The sequence below is a fragment of the Mesorhizobium sp. IMUNJ 23232 genome, assembly GCF_044326205.1.
GTDB lineage: Bacteria > Pseudomonadota > Alphaproteobacteria > Rhizobiales > Rhizobiaceae > Kumtagia.
Window position 1 is genome coordinate 1 of record NZ_JBIRCY010000005.1, and the last position, 22,061, is coordinate 22,061.

At 65.0% G+C, this 22,061-nt stretch carries 9 protein-coding genes; 7 read left to right on the top strand and 2 right to left on the bottom strand.

The window, feature by feature from the left end:
- Window positions 1-212: 212 nt before the first annotated feature.
- A complete protein-coding gene (locus ACH196_RS04870; protein ID WP_396645399.1) occupies window positions 213-5,678 on the bottom strand; it encodes an MG2 domain-containing protein in 5,466 nt (1,821 codons plus the stop codon).
- Window positions 5,679-5,931: 253 nt separating this feature from the next.
- On the opposite strand from ACH196_RS04870, the gene ACH196_RS04875 reads away from it, so the two are divergent.
- The 3 genes from ACH196_RS04875 to ACH196_RS04885 all read left to right on the top strand — a co-directional run bounded on the left by ACH196_RS04875 (window position 5,932) and on the right by ACH196_RS04885 (window position 14,729).
- Window positions 5,932-7,854, top strand: coding sequence for an autotransporter assembly complex family protein (locus ACH196_RS04875; protein WP_396645401.1), 1,923 nt, complete (start codon window positions 5,932-5,934; stop codon window positions 7,852-7,854).
- A 10-nt stretch (window positions 7,855-7,864) separates the two neighbouring features.
- A complete protein-coding gene (locus tag ACH196_RS04880) occupies window positions 7,865-13,633 on the top strand; it encodes a translocation/assembly module TamB domain-containing protein (protein ID WP_396645403.1) in 5,769 nt (1,922 codons plus the stop codon).
- 139 nt (window positions 13,634-13,772) lie between these two features.
- Window positions 13,773-14,729 (top strand): hypothetical protein, encoded by a 957-nt coding sequence (locus ACH196_RS04885; protein ID WP_396645405.1) that lies wholly within the window; start codon window positions 13,773-13,775, stop codon window positions 14,727-14,729.
- 24 nt (window positions 14,730-14,753) lie between these two features.
- Here ACH196_RS04885 and ACH196_RS04890 read toward each other — a convergent pair whose 3' ends face one another.
- Complete coding sequence (locus tag ACH196_RS04890) at window positions 14,754-15,242, bottom strand: hypothetical protein (RefSeq protein WP_396645407.1); 489 nt, start codon at window positions 15,240-15,242, stop codon at window positions 14,754-14,756.
- Between the two features lie 385 nt (window positions 15,243-15,627).
- Here ACH196_RS04890 and ACH196_RS04895 point away from each other — a divergent pair, with 385 nt between their 5' ends.
- The 4 genes from ACH196_RS04895 (at window position 15,628) to ACH196_RS04910 (ending at window position 22,056) form a co-directional block, all read left to right on the top strand.
- Entirely contained in the window at window positions 15,628-17,280 is a 1,653-nt protein-coding gene (locus ACH196_RS04895) for an ABC transporter substrate-binding protein (protein WP_396645409.1), read from the top strand.
- Between the two features lie 92 nt (window positions 17,281-17,372).
- Window positions 17,373-18,410 carry an ABC transporter permease gene (locus tag ACH196_RS04900; RefSeq protein WP_396645411.1) on the top strand — a complete coding sequence of 346 codons (1,038 nt, stop codon included), beginning with the start codon at window positions 17,373-17,375 and terminating at the stop codon, window positions 18,408-18,410.
- A gap of 12 nt (window positions 18,411-18,422) precedes the next feature.
- Window positions 18,423-19,580 carry an ABC transporter permease gene (locus tag ACH196_RS04905; protein WP_396645413.1) on the top strand — a complete coding sequence of 386 codons (1,158 nt, stop codon included), beginning with the start codon at window positions 18,423-18,425 and terminating at the stop codon, window positions 19,578-19,580.
- Window positions 19,581-19,614: 34 nt separating this feature from the next.
- Window positions 19,615-22,056 carry a dipeptide ABC transporter ATP-binding protein gene (locus ACH196_RS04910; protein WP_396645415.1) on the top strand — a complete coding sequence of 814 codons (2,442 nt, stop codon included), beginning with the start codon at window positions 19,615-19,617 and terminating at the stop codon, window positions 22,054-22,056.
- Window positions 22,057-22,061 lie beyond the last annotated feature (5 nt).

The window sequence follows — 22,061 nt, forward strand, 5'->3', positions numbered from 1 at the left end:
GTGAAGGACGGGGAGAAGGGGGCTGGCCGCGCCCTTGCCGCTTCCTCCTTCTCCCCGTCCTTCACGGGGAGAAGGTCCCGGCAGGGGGATGAGGGGCGGCGCGGAGAGATGTAGGTGAATACCAGGGGACAGTTTACTTTCTTTCCGCCAGCGCGAGCCTTGAAGCGCATTCGCTCTTCTGCGGAAAAAAGTAAACTGTCCCCGGAGGCTGATCACGGCGCCTTGACCTCCATCATCCCCGTCGAGGTGCGGGCCGAGAATTGCGGGCGGTACATGTCCTCCACGCTCGCCGCCGGATGGGCGTAGACGCCGGGCGTTACAGCGCGCACGACATAGGCCAGCGTGACCTGCCGGCCGCTGTCGCCGTTGCGGTCGAAGGCCGCGACGAAACGGTCGTTGCGGAATTCGAGGTGTGCGGCTTCGGTCTGTTCCAGCCACGGGAAGCTGGACAGGCTGGCGCTGTTGACGAGGCCGGGATTGTCGATCTCGAAGCCGGCCGGCAGCAAATCGCTGACCAGCACGCGTGACGGCCAGGAGTTCTGCTCGGTGACCTTGAGAACCACGACATAGCGCTCGTTCTGATTGACCTGAGTGACATTCGCCTCCTTGCCGTCCAGCGTGTAGTAGGTACGCTCAATGGCAAAGCCGTCTCCGCCGGCCGGGAGCGGCTGCGACGGGGCGGCGACCGCGGTCACCACCGCCTGCACGGCGCTGGAGCCGGCGTTGGCGATGACAAGCGGACTGTCGACGATGTCACTGCCGTCGAAGCGCTGGGAATAGAGCCCGGTATGCTCTGTTCCGTTGACCGTCAGCTTCATGTCGGCGGCATTGGTGCGCAGCGCACGCGCCGCGAGCAGCATCCAGGCGTCGTCCTGCGTGCTGGTCCAGCGCCTTGCCTTGCGTTCCGCGCCGACCAGCTTGATCAGTTCGGGAACGACCGACGGCATCGGTTTGCTTTCGGCGGCGAGCGCCAGCATGGCGGCGCCGTCGCGCAGGCGCGAGCCGTAATCCGAGCGGTACCAGTCGTGCTCGGGGTTCTGCTTGGCAAGCTGGAGCGCGGCCTGGAAGGTCGCCTCGCTGCGCTGGGTGTCACCGTAGAGCGCGAGGCTGGCGGCGAGCTGGGCCACCGCCATCGGGCTGGAAAAAGCTTCCAGCTTGGTGTCGGCGTAATAGCGCAGGTCGCCGACCGACGCCTTCTTGTTGCGCGCGAGCACATAGAGAGCATAGGCGATCTCGCTGCCGCGGTCCTCGATGTCGAGGTCGTAGGAGAGCGAGTTCTGCAGATTGTTGATCGCCTGCAGCATGGCCTGGCGCGGCACATCGTAGTTGAGCTCGCGGGCCCGCGTCAGGAAGTCGGAGACGTAGGAGTCGAGCCAAAGGTCTCCCGAGCCGGGTCCCCACAGGCCGAAACTGCCCGACGAGGATTGATAGTTGAGCACGCGGTAGATCGCGTCCTGGATGCGGCCGCGCAGTTCGGGCTCGTCAGCCAAGCCGGCGCCGGCCGAAAGCTCGCTGACATAAAGCAGGGGCAGGGCGCGGCTGGTGGTCTGCTCGGCGCAGCCATAGGGGTAGCGGTCGAGCGCCAAGAGCAGCGACGGCACGTCGAAGGCGGCGGACGGCGAGACGCCGACGCTGACATAGGCGCCGGGCAGCACGCTGTCGGCCAGAAGTTCGCGGTCGATGCGAACGCTCTTGCCGTTCGGGCCAAGATCGACGACCAGCCGGTTGGTGACCGGCAGGACGGCGGGGCGAACCGGAATGTACAGGGTCTGCTCGACCGCCGGCCCGTTCTCATGGGCGAGGCGGATGGTCAGGCTGGCGTCGCCCGCCGTCTGGGCAATCAGCGGCACGGTGATCGACTGGCGTTTTCCTGATGTCAGCGTGACGTGGTCGGGAAGTGCCGCGCTGCCGGTCGACAGGTCGCCGGTGGTCTCGATGGCGAATTTGTAGTCGCCGTCGGGGCCGTCGGTGTTGGCGATGTCGAGGCGCATGACGGCGGAATCGCCCGGCGCCATGAAACGTGGCAGGCCGGCGGTGATGACCACCGGATCGCGCACGATCACGTCGGTCTGGGCGTGGCCGACGGCTTCCTTGGTCCAGGCGACGGCCATGATGCGGACCGCGCCGTTGAACTGCGGGATGTCGAAGTCGACGGTCGCCTTGCCGTCGGCGTCCAGCTTCACCGGCCCGGAGAAGAAGGCGACGAGCTTCTCCTTCGGCGGGTTGCCCTGCGCGGTGAGACCGCCGCCGTCGCCGCCGGTGCGCAGCCGCCCCGTGGCGCCGAGCGAGCCGTCGATCAGGCGGCCGTAGAGGTCGCGCAGTTCGAGGCCAAGGCGGCGCTGGCCGTAATACCAGGCTTCCGGATCGGGCGCCTTGTAGTCGGTCAGGTTGAGGATGCCGACATCGACGGCGGCGATGGTGACATAGGCGTCGGTGGCGGCGGGCAGGCCGGTGACCTGCACGGGGATGGTCAGCGGCTGGCGCGGCTCGGTTTTCTGGACCGGCGACAAGGAGACCGCCAGCTTGCGCGCGCCGGGGTCGACGGTCAGCCATTTCAGGCCGATGGCGCGCCCGGGCATGCGCGATTGCTGGGCGTCGCCAGGACGGAACAGGGTCGCCGTGACATAGGCGCCGGCGCCCCAGTCGGCGGAGACCGGGATGTCGATGGTGGCGCCGCCGGCGGGAACCGTGGCGGTGTAGGTGGAGAGCAGCCGGTCGGCGCCGACGGTAACCAGCAACTCGCCGGCAAAGCGCGGCGAGATTTGCAGCTTGGCGACCTCGCCGGGAGCGTAATGCTCCTTGTCCAGCGCGATCTCCAGTCCGTCCGGCGTCTCGGTGGAGGTCGCCGAGACGTACCAGCCGGCGTCGAATTCGACGCTGGTAGCCGGGCCTTCCGGATCGGCGGTCGCGACTTCGAGACGGTAGCGGCCCCAGTCGACCGGCATGGTGACGCTGGCTGTGCCGTCGGCATTGATGTCGAGCGTGCCGTTGGAGACGGCGCGGGTCTGGGTGACCGCCTCGTAGTTCCAGGAATTGCCGGTGCTGTACCACTGGTAGTCGCGCTCGACCTTGACCAGCGACCACTGCGCACCGGGCATCGGCTTGCGGTTGCCGTCGGGATCGACGGCGATGACGGTGAACTTCGCCGTGCCGCCTTCCGGCACCTCGCCGCCGGAGAAATCCGGGCGGATGCCGATGACGTCGGCCTGGCCCCTGATACCGAGGTCGATCGATTCTTCCACGGCGCGGCCGCCGCTCTCACGCATGCGCACGGTGACGGCGGCGGTGAGCAGCCGCGTGGTGGAGGGCAGGGCGTCGACTTGGACGGGGAACGTCGCCTTGCCGTCGTCGCCGACGAGCGGCAGGTCGGTGAGCGGGATGCGGGTGGCGTCACCTTCCTGCTCGTCGGCAAGGCCGAACTGGAAGTTCGGGAAGTCGTCCCACTCGCGGGTGGTGTCGACCGTCATTTCGCCTTCGAGCGCCAGGCCGGCAGCCGGCGCGCCATAGAGGAAGCGGCCGTCGACGGTGATGTTGGCGGGCTCGCCGACGCCGACCTCCTCCTTGTCGCTGGTCATGGTGAATTCGATGCGGTCGGGAACGAAATCCTCGACCAGAAAACTCTGGCTGGCGACGGCGGGCTGCTTGGGATCGGTGTAGATCGACAGCGTCCAGGTGCCGCGCATGGCGTTGGGCGACAGCAGCAGGTCGACGGCGTGGCCGCCGGCGGATGCGCCATCGCTGACAAGGCGCCGGTCCTCGACGCCGTCGGGGCGCGCGAAGACGAAGGTGAGCGGCAGCTTTTCCACGGCGCGCGCCGCGTCGTCGCGGGCGAGCGCGGCGACATGCACGGTCTCGCCGACGCGGTAGATGCCGCGCTCGGTCCAGGCATAGACGTCAAGCGCGCCTGGCGAGGCGCGGCCGGTGACGCCGCGGTCGGAAAGGTCGAAGCCGGCGCGGGTCATGTCCAGGAAGACGAAATCCTTGCCCTCGGCATTGGCCATCAGCACTGCCGGAACCATGCCGCCCGTGCCGCGAGTAAGTCCGGGGTTGAAGGTGGCGCGGCCTTCGGCGTCGGTCCTGGCGGTGCCGAGGATCTCGTTGTTCTTGGCGAGCAGCGTCAGGTCGACATTGGCCATGGCTTTGGCGGAGCCGAGCGAGCGGGCGAAGACGTTGAGCCCGTCCTGGCCGGTGTAGGTGGAAAGGCCGATGTCGGAGACAACGAACCACTGCGTGGCGCGCGACGACCACTCGTCGCTCTTGTCGTTCTCAGGCTGGGCGGTGAGCACGTAGACGCCGGGCTGGCGGTTGGGGAGCGCCTCGTCGACCGGGAAGGAGGTGGTGACGTCCTTGTTGATCTCGTTGGCGATGTCGAGCTTGCCCTCCCAGACGGGCGCGCCCATCTGGTCGGCGATGTTCTCGATGTCATAGGAATCGAGCTGCTTGAGGAACTGATAGCCTGAAAGCAACTGCGCCAGTGAGCGGTCGCCGATGCGGAACAGCTTCATGTCAGCGACGGTCATGTTGACGGTGACGACCGGGATGCCGCGCCGTGCGGTGGCGGGCAGGACAAAACTGTCGCCGGTGAAGCGTACGGAAGCGCCGCGGTCCTGGATATAGATCGACAGGGCGACGGGGGCGGAGATGACCTCGCCGATCGCGGCGGGCAGGCCGGAGCGGATGGTGATGTTGTAGTGGTGGCCGTGTTCCAGGCCCTCGACGCAGAGCTGCTCGTCCTTGGCCTCAACGGCCTTGGGGGCTGCGCCGTCGACGGTGACGAAGGGCGCGTAGTCGACGCCCGTCTTGACCAGTTCCTCGGAGAACTGGACGCAGAGGCGCGGCGAGGGCGTGTCTGCGTCGATCGTGTGCTCGACGACGCGGAAGCCTTTCCGGGCTTTCAGGTCTTCGTATTCGGCGCGGATGGATGCCGAATTGACCAGCGCGAGGCTAGCTTCATAGGCCTGCAGCGACGGGCGGAAGAGGTTGCGGCGGTCGAGGCCGGCGGCAATCGTGGCCAGTACGTCGGCGCGGCCGGGGCCGGTGCGCACGAGCTGGTAGGCATTCCAGGCGGCGGATGCGGCGTCGCGGTTGAGCGTCGCGCTTTCCGAACCGTTGGCGCCCTGAACGGCGAGCAGGGCGCGCGACAGGCCGAGCCACAATTTGCCGTCGTCGGGCGCGATGCGGATCGCGGCGGTGTATTTTGTAACCGCGCCGCGCGCATCGTCGGTGAGCAGCGCCTGCTCGGCGCCTTCGGTTAGATTGACGAGCCCGTCGGTCGGGCTGGGCGGCGTCGCCGTCAGGGCAGCGCGGTACTGCCAGGCCTCGTCGGCCATCCAGGACGGGAAGAAGGACATCTGCGGCGGCGCGCCGATGTCGGGCTCTCCATCGATGGTGACGACCTTGCCCGCGACCGCGCCGTTGAAGGTCTTCAGCGTCGCGAAATCCGACTTGAGGAAGCACCATTTCGCCTTGGTGTTGTAGGTGAAGGCGCGGCATTGCGTGTCGCCGAGACAGGTGGTCTTGCACTGGTCGAGCGACAGGTTCTGCTCGGAGCGCAGGTCGAAGCCGAAATAGTCGCTGTTCTGCGTGGTCTCGATCGCCCGCGCCTCGGCGGCAAGCGCCGGCGCCGACCAGGCTGCCATCATCAGGAACAGGGCCGACAGAATGCGAATCGCTCGCATAGCAACTCCCCCTAAAGCATCATCGCCGAGAGGTATTTATGCCACCCCAAGGCTCATCCTCACCAATTCGGCGGCCACCGCGTACCCATCAACGGTTGGCCATCGTTCTCATACGTGTTACGGCACCCATGGGGGCAAGTTGAACACGTATCATCATGAATTGCCCAACGATTTCTGACAGCGCGATTGTGGCCCCTTTACGAACGGTTCATATCGCCCGTTCAAAATTAGCCCCTGGAGTAAGTTTGCGTTAATGATGAAGCGGCAACCGCAGCGTTGGAGGGGCGAGACCGCGACCGTCAGGATCGCGCGCGTTGCCCTTTCCGGACTGTTGTGCACCACCGCGCTTGTCGCGCTGCCGCCACGCGCCGCCGCCTTCCAGATCTTCGGCTACAAGTTCTTCGAGAAGGAAAACGAGGAAGACGCCGACATCGCTGATCCGCTGCACTACACGGTGACGGTGGAAGTGCCGGGCAACGACGATCTGAAGAAGAAGATCAGTGACGCCTCGTCGCTGGTCGCCGACGAGGACCGCCCGGTATCGGGCTCGCTCGGCCTGCTGACCAAGGCGCGCGGCGACCGCGAGCGGCTGGTTGCGGCGCTCTACGAGGCGGCGCGTTATGACGGCGTCGTCGACATATTGATCGCCGGCAAGTCGATCGACACGCTGCCGCCGGACGCCGAGTTTGGCGCGGGGCCGGTGCCGGTGACGATCAGCGTCGAGGCTGGTCAGGCCTTCGTGCTGGGCGATGTGCAGTTGAAAGGGGATGCGGCGGGTTTGTCGCCGGCGGAGTTCGGGTTGACGCCTGGCGGCGATGCCGGGTCGACCAAGATACTCAAGGCCGAATCGGACGTGGTGAGGAGGCTGAAGGCGGAAGGCCGGCCGCTGGCCAAAGTGACAGGACGGGAAGTGATTGCCGACCACAGGACCGGGACCGTCGACGTTTCGCTGGCCGTTGCGGCCGGGCCGGTCGCCGGGTTCGGGCCGACGACGGTCGACGGCACCGAGACCATGGACAATGACTTCACCGCCTATATGGCCGGACTGGAGCCCGGAAAACCCTATTCGCCGGAGGATCTGGACGAGGCGCGCGACCGGCTGACCGGGTTGGGGGTGTTCAACAGCGTCGCGGTTGCCGAAGCCGACGCGCTGGATGCCAATGGCAGGATTCCGATCAACGTGACGGTGACCGAGCGCAAGTTGCGTTACTACGGTGTCGGCGCCACCTATTCCAACACCGAGGGAATCGGGCTGGAAGGTTATTGGGGCCACCGCAACCTGTTCGGACATGCCGAGAAACTGCGCATCGAGGGCTCGATCAGCGGCATCGGCAGCAACGAGTTCACGGCGTTGAACTACAATGCCGGCATCATGTTCGAGAAGCCCGGGGTCATCGGCCCGGCATCGAAGTTCTTCGCGAGCCTGAAAAGCGTCTTCGAACATCCGGATGCCTACGACCGGTTCTCCGTCGAAGGCAGCGTCGGCCTCGCCTACCAGCTCAGCAAGACGCAGAGCGTGTCGGCGGAGCTGGACGTCGAATTCTCGCGCATCACCGACGTCTTCGTGACCGACCACGACTACCTGATCGTCTCGACGCCGCTGCAATATGCTTTCGATAACCGCGACAACAAGCTGAACCCGACCAAGGGTTTTCGCGCCGTGGGTTATGTCGAGCCGGCCTACGACCTTTTGAACAGCGTCGCCTTCGTGAAGCTGAAGGGCGAGGGCTCGGCCTATCAGGCACTCGATTCCCAAGGCAGGATCGTGATCGCCGGCCGCGCGGTGCTGGGCTCCATCGTCGGTGCCAGCGTCGAGGAGGTGCCGGCCGACCGCCGCTTCTATGCGGGCGGCGGCGGCTCGGTACGCGGTTACGCCTATCAGGGCATCGGCCCCAGAAAGGACGACGAGCCGACCGGCGGCCTGTCGCTGGCGGAAGGCTCGGTGGAAGTGCGCTACGCGGTCAACGACACTTTCGGCATCGTGCCTTTCGTCGATGCGGGGACGGTGTCGCTGGAGTCGTTCCCGGATTTTGCCGACGTCAAGGTCGGCGCCGGCATCGGCATAAGGTACATGACGCCGTTCGGGCCGTTACGCGTCGACGCGGCCGTGCCGCTGAACCCCGACTCCCACGATCCGAGCTTCGGCATCTATGCCGGCATCGGTCAGTCGTTCTGAGGGCGTTGGGATGATCTGGGTCCGAAGATTTCTCAGGATTCTCAAATATACGGTGCTGATCGTGCTGGCCTTCGTGGTCGGTGCGCTGGCGGTGCTGACGCTGACCGGTAAGGGCCGGGAGAACCTTGCCTCGATGATCTCGGATTTTGCGTCGAGCCCCGACCGGAAGGTGCGGATCGCTGGCATTGACGGCATCTGGTCGGGTAATTTCTCGCTCAACCAGCTTGTGCTGGAGGATTCCGAAGGCCCCTGGCTGGCCGTGCGCGGCATTGAGGTCGACTGGTCGCCGATTTCGCTGCTGTGGCTGAAGTTCGACGCCGAGAGGGTTGCAGCCGAACGTGTCGAATTTGCTCGGCTGCCGAAACCGTCTTCCAAGCCACCGGCCAAAAGTGGCTCCGGCTCGCTGCCGGTTGACGTGTCGATCGGCGCGCTGGATTTCCCCGATATCGCGCTCGGCCAACCGGTGACCGGGGGGCAGGTGGCGAGCATCGCGGCCAAGGGCAAGGCGATGGCGCAGGCCTCGCCGCTGACAGTCAATGCGGACCTGACGGTATCGCGCACCGACGGCACGGCCGGCGAGGTGCTGGCGGCGATCGATTTTGCGCCGCGCGACAACAAGCTCGACATCGACCTGAAGGCATCCGAGCCCTCCGGCGGCATTTTGGCGAACCTGCTCGGCCTGCCGGGAAAACCGGCGGTCGACATTATCGTCACCGGTTCGGGGCCACTCGCCAACTGGAAGGGCAATGGCACCTTCGCGGTCGACGGAAACCTGATCACCACGGTTTCGGCCACGCACAGGCAGACCGACGCCGGCAATGTGGTCGAAGCCAAGGGCGACGGCGTGTTCGATCGTTTCCTGCCGGAACGGTTCCGGCCGCTGCTGGCAGGCAAGGCGGATTTTGACCTCGCAGGCACGCTCACAAAAAAGGGTGGCGTCGAGATCGCGCGCGCCCGCATCGACAGCGGAGCGCTGGGCGTCACGGCAACCGGGTCGTATGACCCCGCTGGCCTGACCGACATCGCGATGGAGCTTGCAGCCAAGAAAGGCGGCGTACCGCTGTCCTTCGGCACCGAGCAAAGCCCGATCGACATCGTGATCGGTTCGGCGACGGTGCGGGCGCTCGGCGACGGGCGCAAACCTGGCCTCGACATCTCGGCAAAGCTGCCGTCGGTTTCCACGAATGACGTCAGGCTGGCCGATCTCGGCATCACGCTGCATTCCGACGAGTTCGATATTGCCGCCCGCTCAGGGCCGGTCACCGGTGCTGCGACGGCGGCGAGCCTGACCATCGACAACCCGACCGTCGCGCCGCTGGTAGCGGGCGAGATTCGCGCCGGACTGGAAGGGACGCTCGCCACCGACGCGCTGAAGATCAGCACGGGGACGCTGCGCAGCGACGCGATCGACGGCAATTTCGCCGGCGATGTTTCGCTCAAGGACGGCTCGATCACGCTCAAGCTCGGCGCGGATGTGGTATCGGCCGCGCTGCCGCCCGGCGCCCGGCCGATGCTTGGCGACAAGGTTGCGTTGGCGGCCGATATCGAGCGCGACACTTCGGGTAACGTTTCGGCGAACGCGCTATCCGTGCAATCCGGCGGTCTGACCGCCAGCGGCTCGGCGCGACTTAGCGAGGGCGTTATCAACGCGGATCTCAAGGGGGCTCTGGCTGATATTTCGCCGTTGGCACCGCAGGCATCGGGCGCCATCGTCGTGTCGGCCAGGGCCAAAGGCCCGTTGGCCGCGCCTGAAGTCGAGGCCAACGTCACCAGCGAAAGGCTGGGTTTCGGCGACCGCGCCATCGACGATCTGGACCTTCGCGCGTCAGGAACCGTCGACCTCGCCGCGCCGCAGGCGTCGGTGACGCTGAAGGGCAGCTTCCAGGGCGAGGCGATTGACGGCAAGGCGGTGGTCGCCACGACCGATGGCAAGCGCGAAGTCCGCGACCTCGATTTTTCGCTCGGCCCCAACAAGATTTCCGGCAAACTTTCGCTGGACGACAAGTTCGTGCCGGCGGGCACCGTCGATTTTGACCTGCCGGAACTGGCGCGGCTGGCGGCGCTTGCCGGGCAAACGGTCGAGGGCGCGGCGAAGGGCAGCGCGATCTTTGCTGAAGACGGCGGTGTGCCGCAGGTGAAGGTGACGCTGGCGTCGGATTCGATCAAGCGCGAGGCGGTCAGCGTGACCAATATCGCTATCGATGCGCTGGTCGCCGACTACCTCAAGGCGCCGGCCATAGCCGGCACGATCGGCGCGACGCTGGCCGACGTGATGCCTGGCCAGCCCGCCGCCGACATTCGCATGTCGGTCAACGGCACCATGGCGGTGATCTCCGGCGACGGTACGGTATCGATGGAAGGCAAGCCGGTGACCAGTTTCACCGTGGCGCACCGCATGACCGACGCGGGTAGCCAGATCGAGGCCAAGGGCGACGGCGAGTTTTCGCGTTTCGTACCGGAGCGAGCGCGGCAGTTCCTCGGCGGCAAGACGAATTTCGACGTGGCGGCGCTGCTGCCGAAAACCGGCCCGATCAGCATCGACCATGCAGATGTTTCCAATGGTGCGCTGACGGCCAAGGCCAAGGGCACCTACGATCCCTCGGGTTCGGTTGATATGTCCGTCCAAGTCGGCGCGGGGCAGAGCGGACTGCCTTTGTCCTTCGGCACCGACGAGGCGCCGATCGACATAACCATCGGCTCGGCGACGGCGCGGGTTTCCGGACCGCTAGCCGAGCCGAAGCTGGACATCGGCGCAAACCTCTCGAAGGTCGCGACCAATGATGTGCAACTGGTCGACCTCGGCATCACGCTGCGTTCCGACAAGTTCAACATCGCGGCGCGCGCCGGGGCGTTCACGGGAGCGGCGAGCGCTGTGCGGCTGGTGATCGACAATCCGACCGTTGCGCCGCTGGTTGCCGGCGAGGTCAAGGCCCAGATGGAAGGGCTGCTGGAAACCGATGCACTGACGGTGACCAACGGCATCCTGCGCAGCGATGCGATCGACGGCGGTTTCGGCGGAAAAGTGTCGCTCAAGGACGGGTCGATTACGCTGAAGCTGAAAGCCGACGTTGTGACTGCCGCTCTGCCGGCGGCGGTGCGGCCTGTGCTCGGGCCAAAACTGACGCTGTCGACTGATCTGGAGCGCGACACGGAAGGCAATGTGTCGGCCAATTCACTGGCGTTGCAGTCTGGCGGCGTGACCGGCAGCGGCATCATCAAGCTGAGCAATGGCCAGATCGACGCCAACGTGAAGGGCGCGCTTGCCGACATCTCGCCGCTGGCCCAACAGGCGCGGGGCGCCGTGGCCTTCTCGGCCACCGCCAAGGGAGCGCTGGCCACGCCGGACGTGACGCTGGCGGTGACCAGCGACAAGATGACGGTTGCGGACCGGGACATCGAGAAGCTGGCGCTGAATGCCTCGGCGAGGGCAGACCTCGCCAACCCGCAGGCCAATGTTACGCTTACCGGCCGCGTGGCCGGCGAGACGCTGGATGGCAAGGCCGTGCTGAAGTCGACGGGCGGGCGGAGCGAGGTGAGCGACCTCAATCTGTCGCTTGGCAAGAACCGCATCGTGGGCGCGCTGACGCTCGACCAGAATTTTGTCCCCGACGGCTCTATCGATTTCGACCTGCCGGATATCGGCCCGCTGGCGGCACTGGCGCTGGAGACGGTTGAAGGCAGCGTCAAGGGCAAGGCCAATTTCACTCGGCAGGGACAGGCGGCGCAGGCGACGGTGTCGCTGAAGTCCGATTCGATCACGCGCGGTGACATCGTGGTGCGCGCGGTTGCGGTCGATGCGCTGATCACTGACTACATGGTTTCGCCCGGGGTTTCGGGAACGGTGAAGGCGCAGGAGGTGCGGGCCGGCACGACGGCGGTGCGCGGCATCGACCTGAAGCTTTCGCGCGAGGAGGCGTGGACGCGGTTTTCCGGCGGCGCGTCCGTCAACGACATTCCGCTGAAGGCTGCCGGCCGCGTCAAGGTCGAGAACGGCACCACCACCGTCGAGCTTGCCTCGGCCGAGGCGACGATGCGCGGCATCAAGGCCGCGCTTGCACGCGCTTCGACGATCAGCATCGCCGGCGGCCAGACCAAGCTCGGCAATCTGGCGCTGAACGTCGGCGGCGGTTCGGTGACCGTATCGGGCAGCGCTGGCTCGGTGCTCGACGTGAACGTGGCGATCGCCAGGCTGCCGGCCTCGGTCGTCAACGCCTTCGCGCCGGGGCTTGATACCGGCGGGACGATCTCCGGCACCGTCAAGGCGACGGGCGCCGCGGCAAATCCGGCCGTCGCCTACACGCTGGACTGGACGGGTGCGCAAACGTCGCAGACGCGTGGCGCCGGGCTTGGCGGGATGACCATCCGCTCAACAGGCAATTTCGCGTCGCAGCGGCTGACCTTCCAGGCGAATATGAGCGAGGGGTCCGGGCTGGCGCTGAAGGGTGGCGGTACGGTGGCGATGGGCGCCCCGCCACGGCTCGACCTGAAGTTCGACGGCGGCGTGCCGTTCGGTTTCCTGGCGGAAAAGCTTGCGGCGCAGGGGCTTTCCTTGACGGGTACGGCCAACGTCAACATGACGGTGACCGGCGCGGCCACGGCCCCGGTGATCGGCGGCAGCGTGCGCACCTCCGGCGCGCGCCTCGTCGACGCCAAGACGGGCATCGCGGTCAACGAGATCGCCGCCGACATCGCGCTCGGAGGCGGGCGGGCGACGATCAGCCGGGCCAGCGGCAAATTGTCGAGCGGCGGCTCGGTATCGGCATCCGGCACGGTCGGCATCGATCCGGCGCGGGGCTTTCCGGGCGACATCGCCGTGAAGCTTACCGACGCCCGTTATACGGACGGCGAGGTGGTGACCACGACGGCGTCCGGCGACCTGACAGTGAAAGGGCCACTGGCGTCGGCGCCGGTGATCGGGGGAACCGTCAACCTGTCGCGTACGGTCATCTCGATTCCGCAACGACTGCCCAGTTCGCTGACGGCGCTCGACGTCCAACACAGGAACGCGCCGGCGGCGGTGCGGAGGCAGGACCAGGCATTGTTTCCGCCGCAGGCAAGCGGCGGCGGCGGTTCGGGCGGGCTGGCGCTCGACCTGACGATCAACGCGCCGCAGCGCATCTTCGTGCAGGGCAGGGGCCTTGACGCCGAGCTTGGCGGGTCGCTGAAACTGGTCGGGCCGGTGTCGGCGCCGCGCGCTACCGGGCAATTCACCATGCGCCGGGGCCGGCTGTCGCTGCTCGGCCGGCGGCTGACGTTTACGCGCGGCAATCTCGGCTTCACCGGGTCGCTGGTGCCGACGCTCGACATGGCGGCGGAATCCAGTGCCAGCGATGCCACGATCACGGTCGCCGTCACCGGGCCGGCCAACAATCCGAAATTCAGCTTCACCTCGGTGCCAGCGCTGCCCGAGGACGAGGTGCTGGCGCGGCTTATCTTCGGGCAGGCGATGGGGAACCTGTCGCCGTTGCAGATCGCGCGGCTGGCAGAGGCCGCCGCCGAACTGGCGGGTGCCGGCGGGACGACCGGGCTCTTGAGTTCACTGCGCGAAAAACTCGGCGTCGACGATCTCGACGTCAAGTCCAACGCGGACGGCAGTACGGCGGTTTCAGTCGGCAAATACCTGAACGACAAGACTTATTTGACGATCGAGGCCGGCGATAAGGCCGGCTCCAGCAAGGCGGCTATCGATCTCGACGTCGGGCGCGGCGTGAAGCTCAGGGGCGAAGCCCATGAGGACGGGGAGGCCAAGGGCGGCATCTTCTTCGAGCGCGAGTATTGAGACCGCTGGTAGCTGCCAGTCTGCGTGGCACTTGCGGTGTCTCTCCGAAACATCGCCTTGATGAACGGTCACATGACGATTGTAATCGTCGAGGCCGGGCATATCATCGCCATTGTCAGGCACATGGGAGGCTCGCGGTTTGAAGATCAGCGCCACCAGGGAAGAGGCTGTCGCGATCCTCGCAGCCATGCGCGATGTATCCGGCCTGGACCGCGCTCTGACCGAGGCGGACCGCGCCAGCCTCGTGGCAGCAGCTCACTGGATATTCGGGATCGCGGACCCGGTCGATGCCGACCGCCTCCCGGCTGGTGATCCGGCCGCGCTGGCCGCGGCGCTCGAAACACCCGCGCTCAGAGAAGAGGCTATCCGCTTCATCGCCGTCTCGGCCTTCGTCGACGGCAGCCTCGATCCGGCCAAGATACGGCGCGTCCTCGCCTATGCGGCGGCCGTCGGCGTCGAAGGGGATTACATCGACGAAATCACCCAGGCAGCGAAAGGCAATCTCCAGTGGGCGCTCGGCCACATGGTGCGCGACAATCTGGAATCGATTACCGGCAAACCCTGGGCGGACGGCCCGAACCGCGATGCCGAGGCGCTGGCGTTCCTGCTCCCCTATCGTGGCGGCAAGGCCGATCCGGCACTGGCCGCGCGCTTTCGTACCCTTGCAGACCTTCACGAGGGCAGCTTCGGACGCGCTTTCCTCGATCATTTTGACAGGAATGGTTACGCGCTGCCCGGCGAGCCGGACGCCCTCAATCTGGTGTTTTCGCTTCCGCACGATTCCAGCCATGTGTTCGCCGGCTACGACACAACTCCGCGCGGCGAGTTGCTTGTTTCTACTTTTACCGCCGCGATGCATCCCGTGCACCCGATATCCGGCCACGTCCTGCCCGTGATCTTCTCCTGGCATCTCGGCATCAAGATCAACGATGTCGCGAAATCGGCGGAGGGCGCGATGGACCCTTCGGAATTCTGGCATGCCTGGGCACGGGGCGAAGCGATGAAGATCGACATTTTCGGGCCGGACTGGGATTTCTGGGCTTGGGCCGCCCGCCCACTTGCCGATCTGCGCCGGCAATATCTCGGCGATGGATGAGGACTGGCTGTTCGGCCGGGCGCGCTACGGGCCGAGCGTCGCCCTAGGTCCACCCATGCGATTGTCGGTCAGCGGTTTCTCGTCCGGAGACCACGGCCAGGGCGAGAGATCGTCGCGCGAATCGGCGCTGATCGAAACATGCATATGCTTGGTGTGGGGATTGGTCCCGATATACGGCTCCCACGCCTTGTGCTTTTCCGGCCCGTAATAACGCGGCGACGTGCAGCTTTCGTCCGCCTGCCGCCGGTGCGGTTGATCCGTAAAGCAAATCTGCTTGTTCCAGATCACATAGGTGACGCGGGAATCCCAAACCACATCCTTCGACAGTTCCTCGCAGTCGACGCCATTGGCCGGATCGTGCGTCAGGTCGAAGGCATTGCCGTCATTGTGGTCGCTCTTGCGGGCCTGATGCGCCGCGTCGCCCATGATGCCGTCGCTGGCGCGATTGCGTTTCGGCCAGCGAAGCGTCGCGTCCGACAACGCCTTTCGACATGCTGGTGCCGCGGTTGCCATATCGAGCCTCTCCAGAATGCGCCGCGTTGGCGGCTGTGGTCGCAGGGCCCCCAATAATGAAATTTACCCCGGTGTTGTAACTGCGCAATGCCGTTGTGCGAGCGCGTCGGTTTCATAGCGCGGATCGCAAAACCGCCGGTGGCACGACAGGCGGCGGGTTGTGGTCCTTATGCCGCCGGGCGATGTCTCATATCATTCCGGAAAATCAAGAATCGGATCACGCAATCGCAGATTTGCGAATTTGCGTCATTCTTGTCGTATTCGCGCGTACCGCCCCTCCCGCAAAGTTGCACATTCCGTCACGGGAACACCCTCCCTCCGCTTTGACAAGGCGGTGCGGATGCGGAATGGTAACGGCGAAAAGCCAACAGAGCGGGAGTTTGCAATGACATTCTACAAGAGCAACGGCGATCGCGTTCCGGCGCACATCGAAAAGATGGCCGAAGGCGTGAAAGCAGGATCGATGGATCGCCGCGAATTCCTGGCGCTGGCCAGCGTGTTCGGCGCCTCCACCGCGATGGCCTACGGCATGATCGGCCTCGCCGCGCCGACGCCGGCGATGGCGCAGGAGCCAAAGAAGGGCGGCGTGCTGAAGGTCGCCATGTGGGTCAAGGATCCGAAAGATCCGCGCCTCGCCGACTGGTCGGAAATCTCCAACGCCGAACGCCAGGCGCTCGAGCCGCTGGTCAAGTACACCAGGGACTACACGTTCGAGCCCTATCTGCTGGAAGGCTGGGAGATCAACGACGACGCCACCGAATACACGCTGAAGCTGCGCCCGGGCGTGACCTGGAACAATGGCGACACTTTCACGGCCGAAGACGTGATCTTCAATTTCACGCGCTGGGCCGACAAGAGCGCCGAGGGCAACTCGATGCCGGGCCGCCTCGGCACGCTGGTCGACGAAGCCAGCGGCAAGCTGCGCGAAGGCTCGGTCGAAAAGGTCGACGACATGACGGTGAAGCTGAAGCTCACCAAGCCGGACATTGCACTGATCCCGCAACTCTGCGACTACCCGGCGCTGGTCGTGCACCGCTCCTTCGACGAGACCGGCGCGAATTTCGTGAAGAATCCGATCGGCACCGGGCCTTTCGAACTCGTCTCCTATGATGTCGGCCAGAAGGTGGTCTACAAGCGCCGCGAGAACGGCAAGTGGTGGAACGGCGAAGCCTATCTCGACGGCGTCGAGTTCATCGACTATGGCACCGATCCGTCGGCGATGGTGTCGGCCTTCGAGGCGGGCGAGGTCCATACCAACCACGAGACGTCCGCCGACTATGTAACGATCCTCGAGGGCGTCGGCGCCGTCACTTCCGAGGTGGTGACCGCAGCGACGATCGTGGCGCGTACCAACGTCAACAACAAGCCCTATGACGACCAGAAGGTGCGCAACGCGCTGCAACTCGGTGTCGACAACGCCATCGTCCTGCAGCTCGGCTACGGCAACGCCGGCGTGCCGGCGGAAAACCACCACGTGGCGCCGATCCACCCTGAATATGTCGAGCTGCCGAAGGTGCCGCGCGACGCCGCGAAGGCCAAGGCGCTGATGGCGGAAGCCGGGCAGGCCGATTTCGAGCATGACCTGATCACGGTCGACGAGGACTGGCACAAGAACACCGGCGATGCTATCGCCGCGCAGCTTCGCGACGCCGGCATCAAGGTGAAGCGCACGGTTCTGCCCGGCTCTACCTTCTGGAACGACTGGACGAAATATCCGTACTCGATGACCAACTGGAACATGCGCCCGCTGGGCATCCAGGTGGTGGCCATCGCCTACCGCACCGGCGAGGCATGGAACGAGGCCGGCTATTCCAATCCGGAGCTCGACAAGAAGATCGGCGAGGCACTGTCGATCGTCGATGCCGAGAAGCGCAAGGCACCGATGGGTGAGATCGAAAAGATCCTGCAGGATTCCGGCATCATCATCCAGCCTTACTGGCGCAAGCTCTACAACAGCTCGATGCCGTCGGTGAAAAATCACGGAATGCACCCAACGTTCGAGCATGATTTCGGCAAAGTGTGGCTCGACGAAGCTTGATCGGCGACTTTACGAAAGGGGGCGGCTCGCCCCCTTTCCCGCCTTATCGGGGTGACGACTACTGACCCCAACCCGCACGGCAGGGGGCGATGATGCTTGCTTTTGTTCTGCGCCGTCTCGGCACCATGCTCATCACCATGGTCTGCCTGACGATGGTTGTGTTCTTCATGGTCAATCTCGAACCGAACCTGAAGAAGCTGGCGATCAGCCAGCTCGACATGCGCACGCCTGCCGACCAGCTCGAAAGCTGGCTGGTCAAGAACGGTTATAGGCAGAACTTTTTCGTGCGCTACGGCCAGTGGATCGGCGTGGTGCGCAAGCAGCCGAACATCGATGCCGCGACCGGCAAGGCGACACCGCGCTTCTCCTTCTGCAACGAGCCGGCCGAGCCGTATTTCGGCGGCATCCTGCAAGGCGATTTCGGCTGCTCGACAAAATTCAAGACGACGGTGTCGACGAAGCTCTGGCCGGCGCTGGGCGCCACCGGCATCCTCATGTTCTGGGTAATGGCGACGATGGTTCCGATCGCGCTGCTGGTCGGCATCCTCGCCGGCATGCGCGAGGGCTCGCGCTTGGATCGAACGCTGTCCGTCGCGTCAATCGCCACGACGGCGACGCCCGAATATGTGTCAGGCGTCATCTTCACCGTCATCTTCGCCTCGTGGCTCGGCTGGCTGAACGGCTCCGCCGCCTCGGCGCCCGGGCAGGGCATCACCTTCTATAATTTCACGCTGCCGGTGATGACGATGGCGGTCTACGGCATCGGCTACATCGCCCGCATGACCCGCGCCTCGATGGTCGAGGTGATGACGCAGCAATATATCCGCACCGCGCGGCTGAAAGGCCTGAGCTTTTCGAACGTCGTCATCAAGCACGCGCTGCGCAACGCGCTGATCGCGCCATTCACGGTGATCATGCTGCAGTTTCCCTGGCTGCTCACCGGCGTGGTCATCGTCGAGACTATGTTCCGCTATCAGGGTTTCGGCTTCACACTGGTGGAGGCGGCGGGCAACAATGACATCGACCTGTTGCTCGGCTGCTCGCTGGTCTCGGTGTTCGTCGTGCTTTTCACGCAGTTGATCTCCGATGTCGGCTACGCCTATCTCAACCCGCGCATCCGCGTGCAGTAGGAGCGAACGCCCATGCAAGTGGAATATATCGGCGCCCTCCAGATCATTCTCGGCGTGATCGCGCGGTTCTGGCCGGTCTGGCTGGCGATGGCGATCGTGATCGGCGCCAGCGTCGTCTACAAGAAGAAGCTCGGCCTCTACGGCCAGATCTACGACAACAATGTCGGCATCGCCGGCGTGCTGATCTGCTTCTTCTGGCTGTTCACGGCGATATTCGCCTCGACGGTGGCGCCCTACGATCCGCTCGCGCAGATACCGGTGATGAAGGACGCACTGCCGGGCGCCATCGTTCCAGACGCAGGCGGCATCTACTATTTCGGCGGCGACAAGCTGGCGCGCGATATCTTCAGCCGCATGGTCTATGGCAGCCAGATCGTGCTGATCATCGCGCCGGCCGCCACCATGTTCGCGATCATGGTTGGCGTCACGCTGGGTCTTCCGGCTGGTTATTATGGCGGCAGGATTGACTCGGTCCTGTCGTTCCTCGCCAATCTGGTGCTGGCCTTCCCCGTCATCCTGCTGTTCTACCTGCTGGTGACCCCCGGTATCATGGACACGCCAATCCCCTACGGGCTGGCCGGGGTGTTCTTCCTGTTCCCGATCATCTTCTTTGCCACGTTGTTCTACACGCGCTTCAAGAACCGTCCTGACCGGCTCTACATCCTGCTCGGCCTGACGATCGTTCTCGGCGGCTGGATCTATCTCGGCCTGGTCTTCGACGCCGATCCGCTCGGCATCGTCCACATCGATCCCAACCAGCTCAATATCTTCGTGGCCGTGGTGTTCGCGTCCAGTCCTGGTGTGTTCCGCATCGTTCGTGGCCTAGTGATGGACATCAAGACGCGCGACTACATCGCCGCCGCTCAGACGCGCGGCGAGAGCCCGTGGTACATCATGCTGTGGGAAATCCTGCCCAACGCGCGGGGGCCGCTGATCGTCGATGCTTGCCTGCGCATCGGCTATACGACGATCCTGCTCGGCACGCTGGGTTATTTCGGCTTGGGCCTTGCGCCGGAAAGCCCGGACTGGGGCACCGCGATCAAGGACGCCAGCCGCCTGCTGCGCTCCTTCATCCATCCAGCGCTGCCGCCGACCATCGCGCTGATGAGTTTCGTGCTCGGGCTGAACCTGTTGGCCGACGCGCTGCGCGAGCAATCGCTGAAGGACTGAGACCGAACTGCCGCTAGCGACCGAGGAGCCAGCCATGAACGAAGTCGTGAAACCCTCCGCAGTCCAAAGCTCGCAGCCGATCCTCGAGATCGAGAACCTGTCGATCTCCTTCTTCACCAAGCGGGGCGAGATCCCGGCCGTCATGGATTTCTCCTGCGCGGTGCAGCCTGGCGAGGCTATGGGCATCGTCGGCGAATCCGGCTGCGGCAAGTCGACCGTGTCACTCGGCATCATGCGCGACCTCTCCAACATCGGGAAGATCGTCGGCGGCAGGATAAGGTTCAAAGGCAAGGACATGGGCGAGATGAGCCAGGAGGAGCTTCGCTCCATCCGTGGCAACGAGATCGCCATGATCTATCAGGAGCCGATGGCCAGCCTCAATCCGGCAATGAAGGTCGGCCAGCAACTCATGGAAGTGCCGATCCTGCACGACAAGGTGTCGAAGGAGGAGGCCTATAAACGCGCGCTGGAGACGGTACGCGCGGTTCGCCTGCCCGACCCCGAGCGCATGATGCGCAGCTATCCGCACCAGCTTTCCGGCGGCCAGCAGCAGCGCATCGTGATTGCCATGGCACTGCTGTCGAAACCGGCGCTGCTGCTGCTCGACGAGCCGACGACGGCATTGGACGTGACAGTCGAGGCCGGCATCGTCGAACTGGTGAAGGGGCTGGGAAAACAGTTCGGCACGTCGATGATCTTCGTGTCGCACAATCTCGGCCTGATCCTGGAGACCTGCGACCGCATCACCGTGATGTATTCCGGCGAGGCAGTTGAGACCGGCAAGATCAAGGATGTGTTCGACCGGATGCGGCATCCCTATACACAGGGCCTGTTCCGATCGATCCCGCTTCCGGGCGCAGACAAGAACGAGCGGCCGCTGATCGCCATTCCCGGACAATTGCCGCTGCCGCATGAGCGGCCGAAGGGCTGCAATTTCGGCCCGCGCTGCCAGCATTTCGTGAAAGGCCGCTGCGACGCTGACGAAATCCCCATGATCCCGGTCGAGGGTCATGACGGACATTTTTCCCGCTGCATCCGTTTCAATGAGATCGATTGGGCCGCGCTGCCGGAGGGCGCGCGCAAGCAGAACCCGCCGGTCGAGCCGGGCGCGCCGGTCCTGAAGATCGAGGACCTCAAGAAGTACTACCGGGTGGTCGCCAACGAGGTGTTCGGCGGCAGCGCCGAAGGCCGCGTGGTCAAGGCCAACGAAGCGATCAGTTTCGTGGCGCGCGAGAGCGAGACCGTGGCGATCGTCGGCGAATCCGGTTGCGGAAAATCGACGCTGGCGAAGGTGCTGCTCGGGCTGGAGACAGCGAGCTCCGGAAAAGTGACGCTCGGCAATTCTGACATCCAGTCGACCGGCATCGAGATGCGCAATGTGCAGACCGTGTCGTCGATCCAGATGGTGTTCCAGAACCCGTTCGACACGCTGAACCCCAGCCATTCGGTCGGCTCGCAGATCATCCGCACGCTGGAGAAATTCGACATCGGACAGACGGTGGCCGACCGCAAGAAGCGGATGTTCGAGCTGCTCGACCTCGTCAAGCTGCCGCGGGCCTTCGCCGAGCGCATGCCGCGCCAGCTCTCTGGTGGCCAGAAGCAGCGCATTGGCGTGGCGCGCGCCTTCGCCGGCAATGCGAAAGTGGTGGTGGCGGACGAACCCGTCTCGGCGCTCGACGTGTCGGTGCAGGCGGCCGTCACCGAACTGTTGATGGATATCCAGCGCAAGAACAAGACGACGATGCTGTTCATCAGCCACGATCTTTCCGTGGTGCGCTACATCGCCGACCGCGTCGTCGTCATGTATCTCGGCCATATCGTCGAGCAGGGCACGACCGACCAGATCTTTGCGCCGCCCTATCACCCCTACACGGAGGCGCTTCTATCGGCGATCCCGATTGCCGATACCAGCGTGGTAAAGAAGCATATCGTGCTGGAAGGCGACATCCCGTCGGCAATGAACCCGCCGCCCGGCTGCCCCTTCCAGACGCGCTGCCGCTGGAAAAAATTCGTGCCGGGCAACAAATGCGAGACGCAACTGCCGCCGCTGAAGGCGCTCGGTAACGGCCATATGAGCCTGTGCTGGCTAGATGATGAGCAACTCGCCTCGATGGAGCCGGTGATCAGTTTCGACAAGGAGCATGCGGCGCACGAGGGCATGCCGGAGGACGCGCCGCACGGATCGGGTCCCGGCTTTGTCGGCACGCCGCCGCAGCGCCCGCATGGAAAGGTCGCAAGCGCGGGCGCCGGCGAGGACGAGGCTTCGTTCGAACAGGCCGAGGCTCGCGGCCATGCGCGCTCGCATGAACAGCGTGACGACCGCTCGGAGGATTTTGGCGCGACGCGCGACGCCAACACCGAAGTCGGGCCGATCGCGCCGCTCCAAGTCGGTGACGGAAGGCAGGCGGACGACGCCGACGTGCCTTCGGCCTTCGAGGACGACGCGCGGCCTGAGGACGAACCGAAGAAGGCGTGAGATCC

What these genes read in the sequence shown, in the direction of transcription:
- ACH196_RS04905 (WP_396645413.1), top strand. Translation starts at nt 18,423, where the DNA reads ATGCAAGTGGAATATATCGGCGCCCTCCAGATCATTCTCGGCGTGATC.
- ACH196_RS04870 (WP_396645399.1), bottom strand. Translation starts at nt 5,678, where the DNA reads ATGCGAGCGATTCGCATTCTGTCGGCCCTGTTCCTGATGATGGCAGCC.
- ACH196_RS04890 (WP_396645407.1), bottom strand. Translation starts at nt 15,242, where the DNA reads ATGGCAACCGCGGCACCAGCATGTCGAAAGGCGTTGTCGGACGCGACG.
- ACH196_RS04900 (WP_396645411.1), top strand. Translation starts at nt 17,373, where the DNA reads ATGCTTGCTTTTGTTCTGCGCCGTCTCGGCACCATGCTCATCACCATG.
- ACH196_RS04875 (WP_396645401.1), top strand. Translation starts at nt 5,932, where the DNA reads ATGATGAAGCGGCAACCGCAGCGTTGGAGGGGCGAGACCGCGACCGTC.
- ACH196_RS04910 (WP_396645415.1), top strand. Translation starts at nt 19,615, where the DNA reads ATGAACGAAGTCGTGAAACCCTCCGCAGTCCAAAGCTCGCAGCCGATC.
- ACH196_RS04895 (WP_396645409.1), top strand. Translation starts at nt 15,628, where the DNA reads ATGACATTCTACAAGAGCAACGGCGATCGCGTTCCGGCGCACATCGAA.
- ACH196_RS04880 (WP_396645403.1), top strand. Translation starts at nt 7,865, where the DNA reads ATGATCTGGGTCCGAAGATTTCTCAGGATTCTCAAATATACGGTGCTG.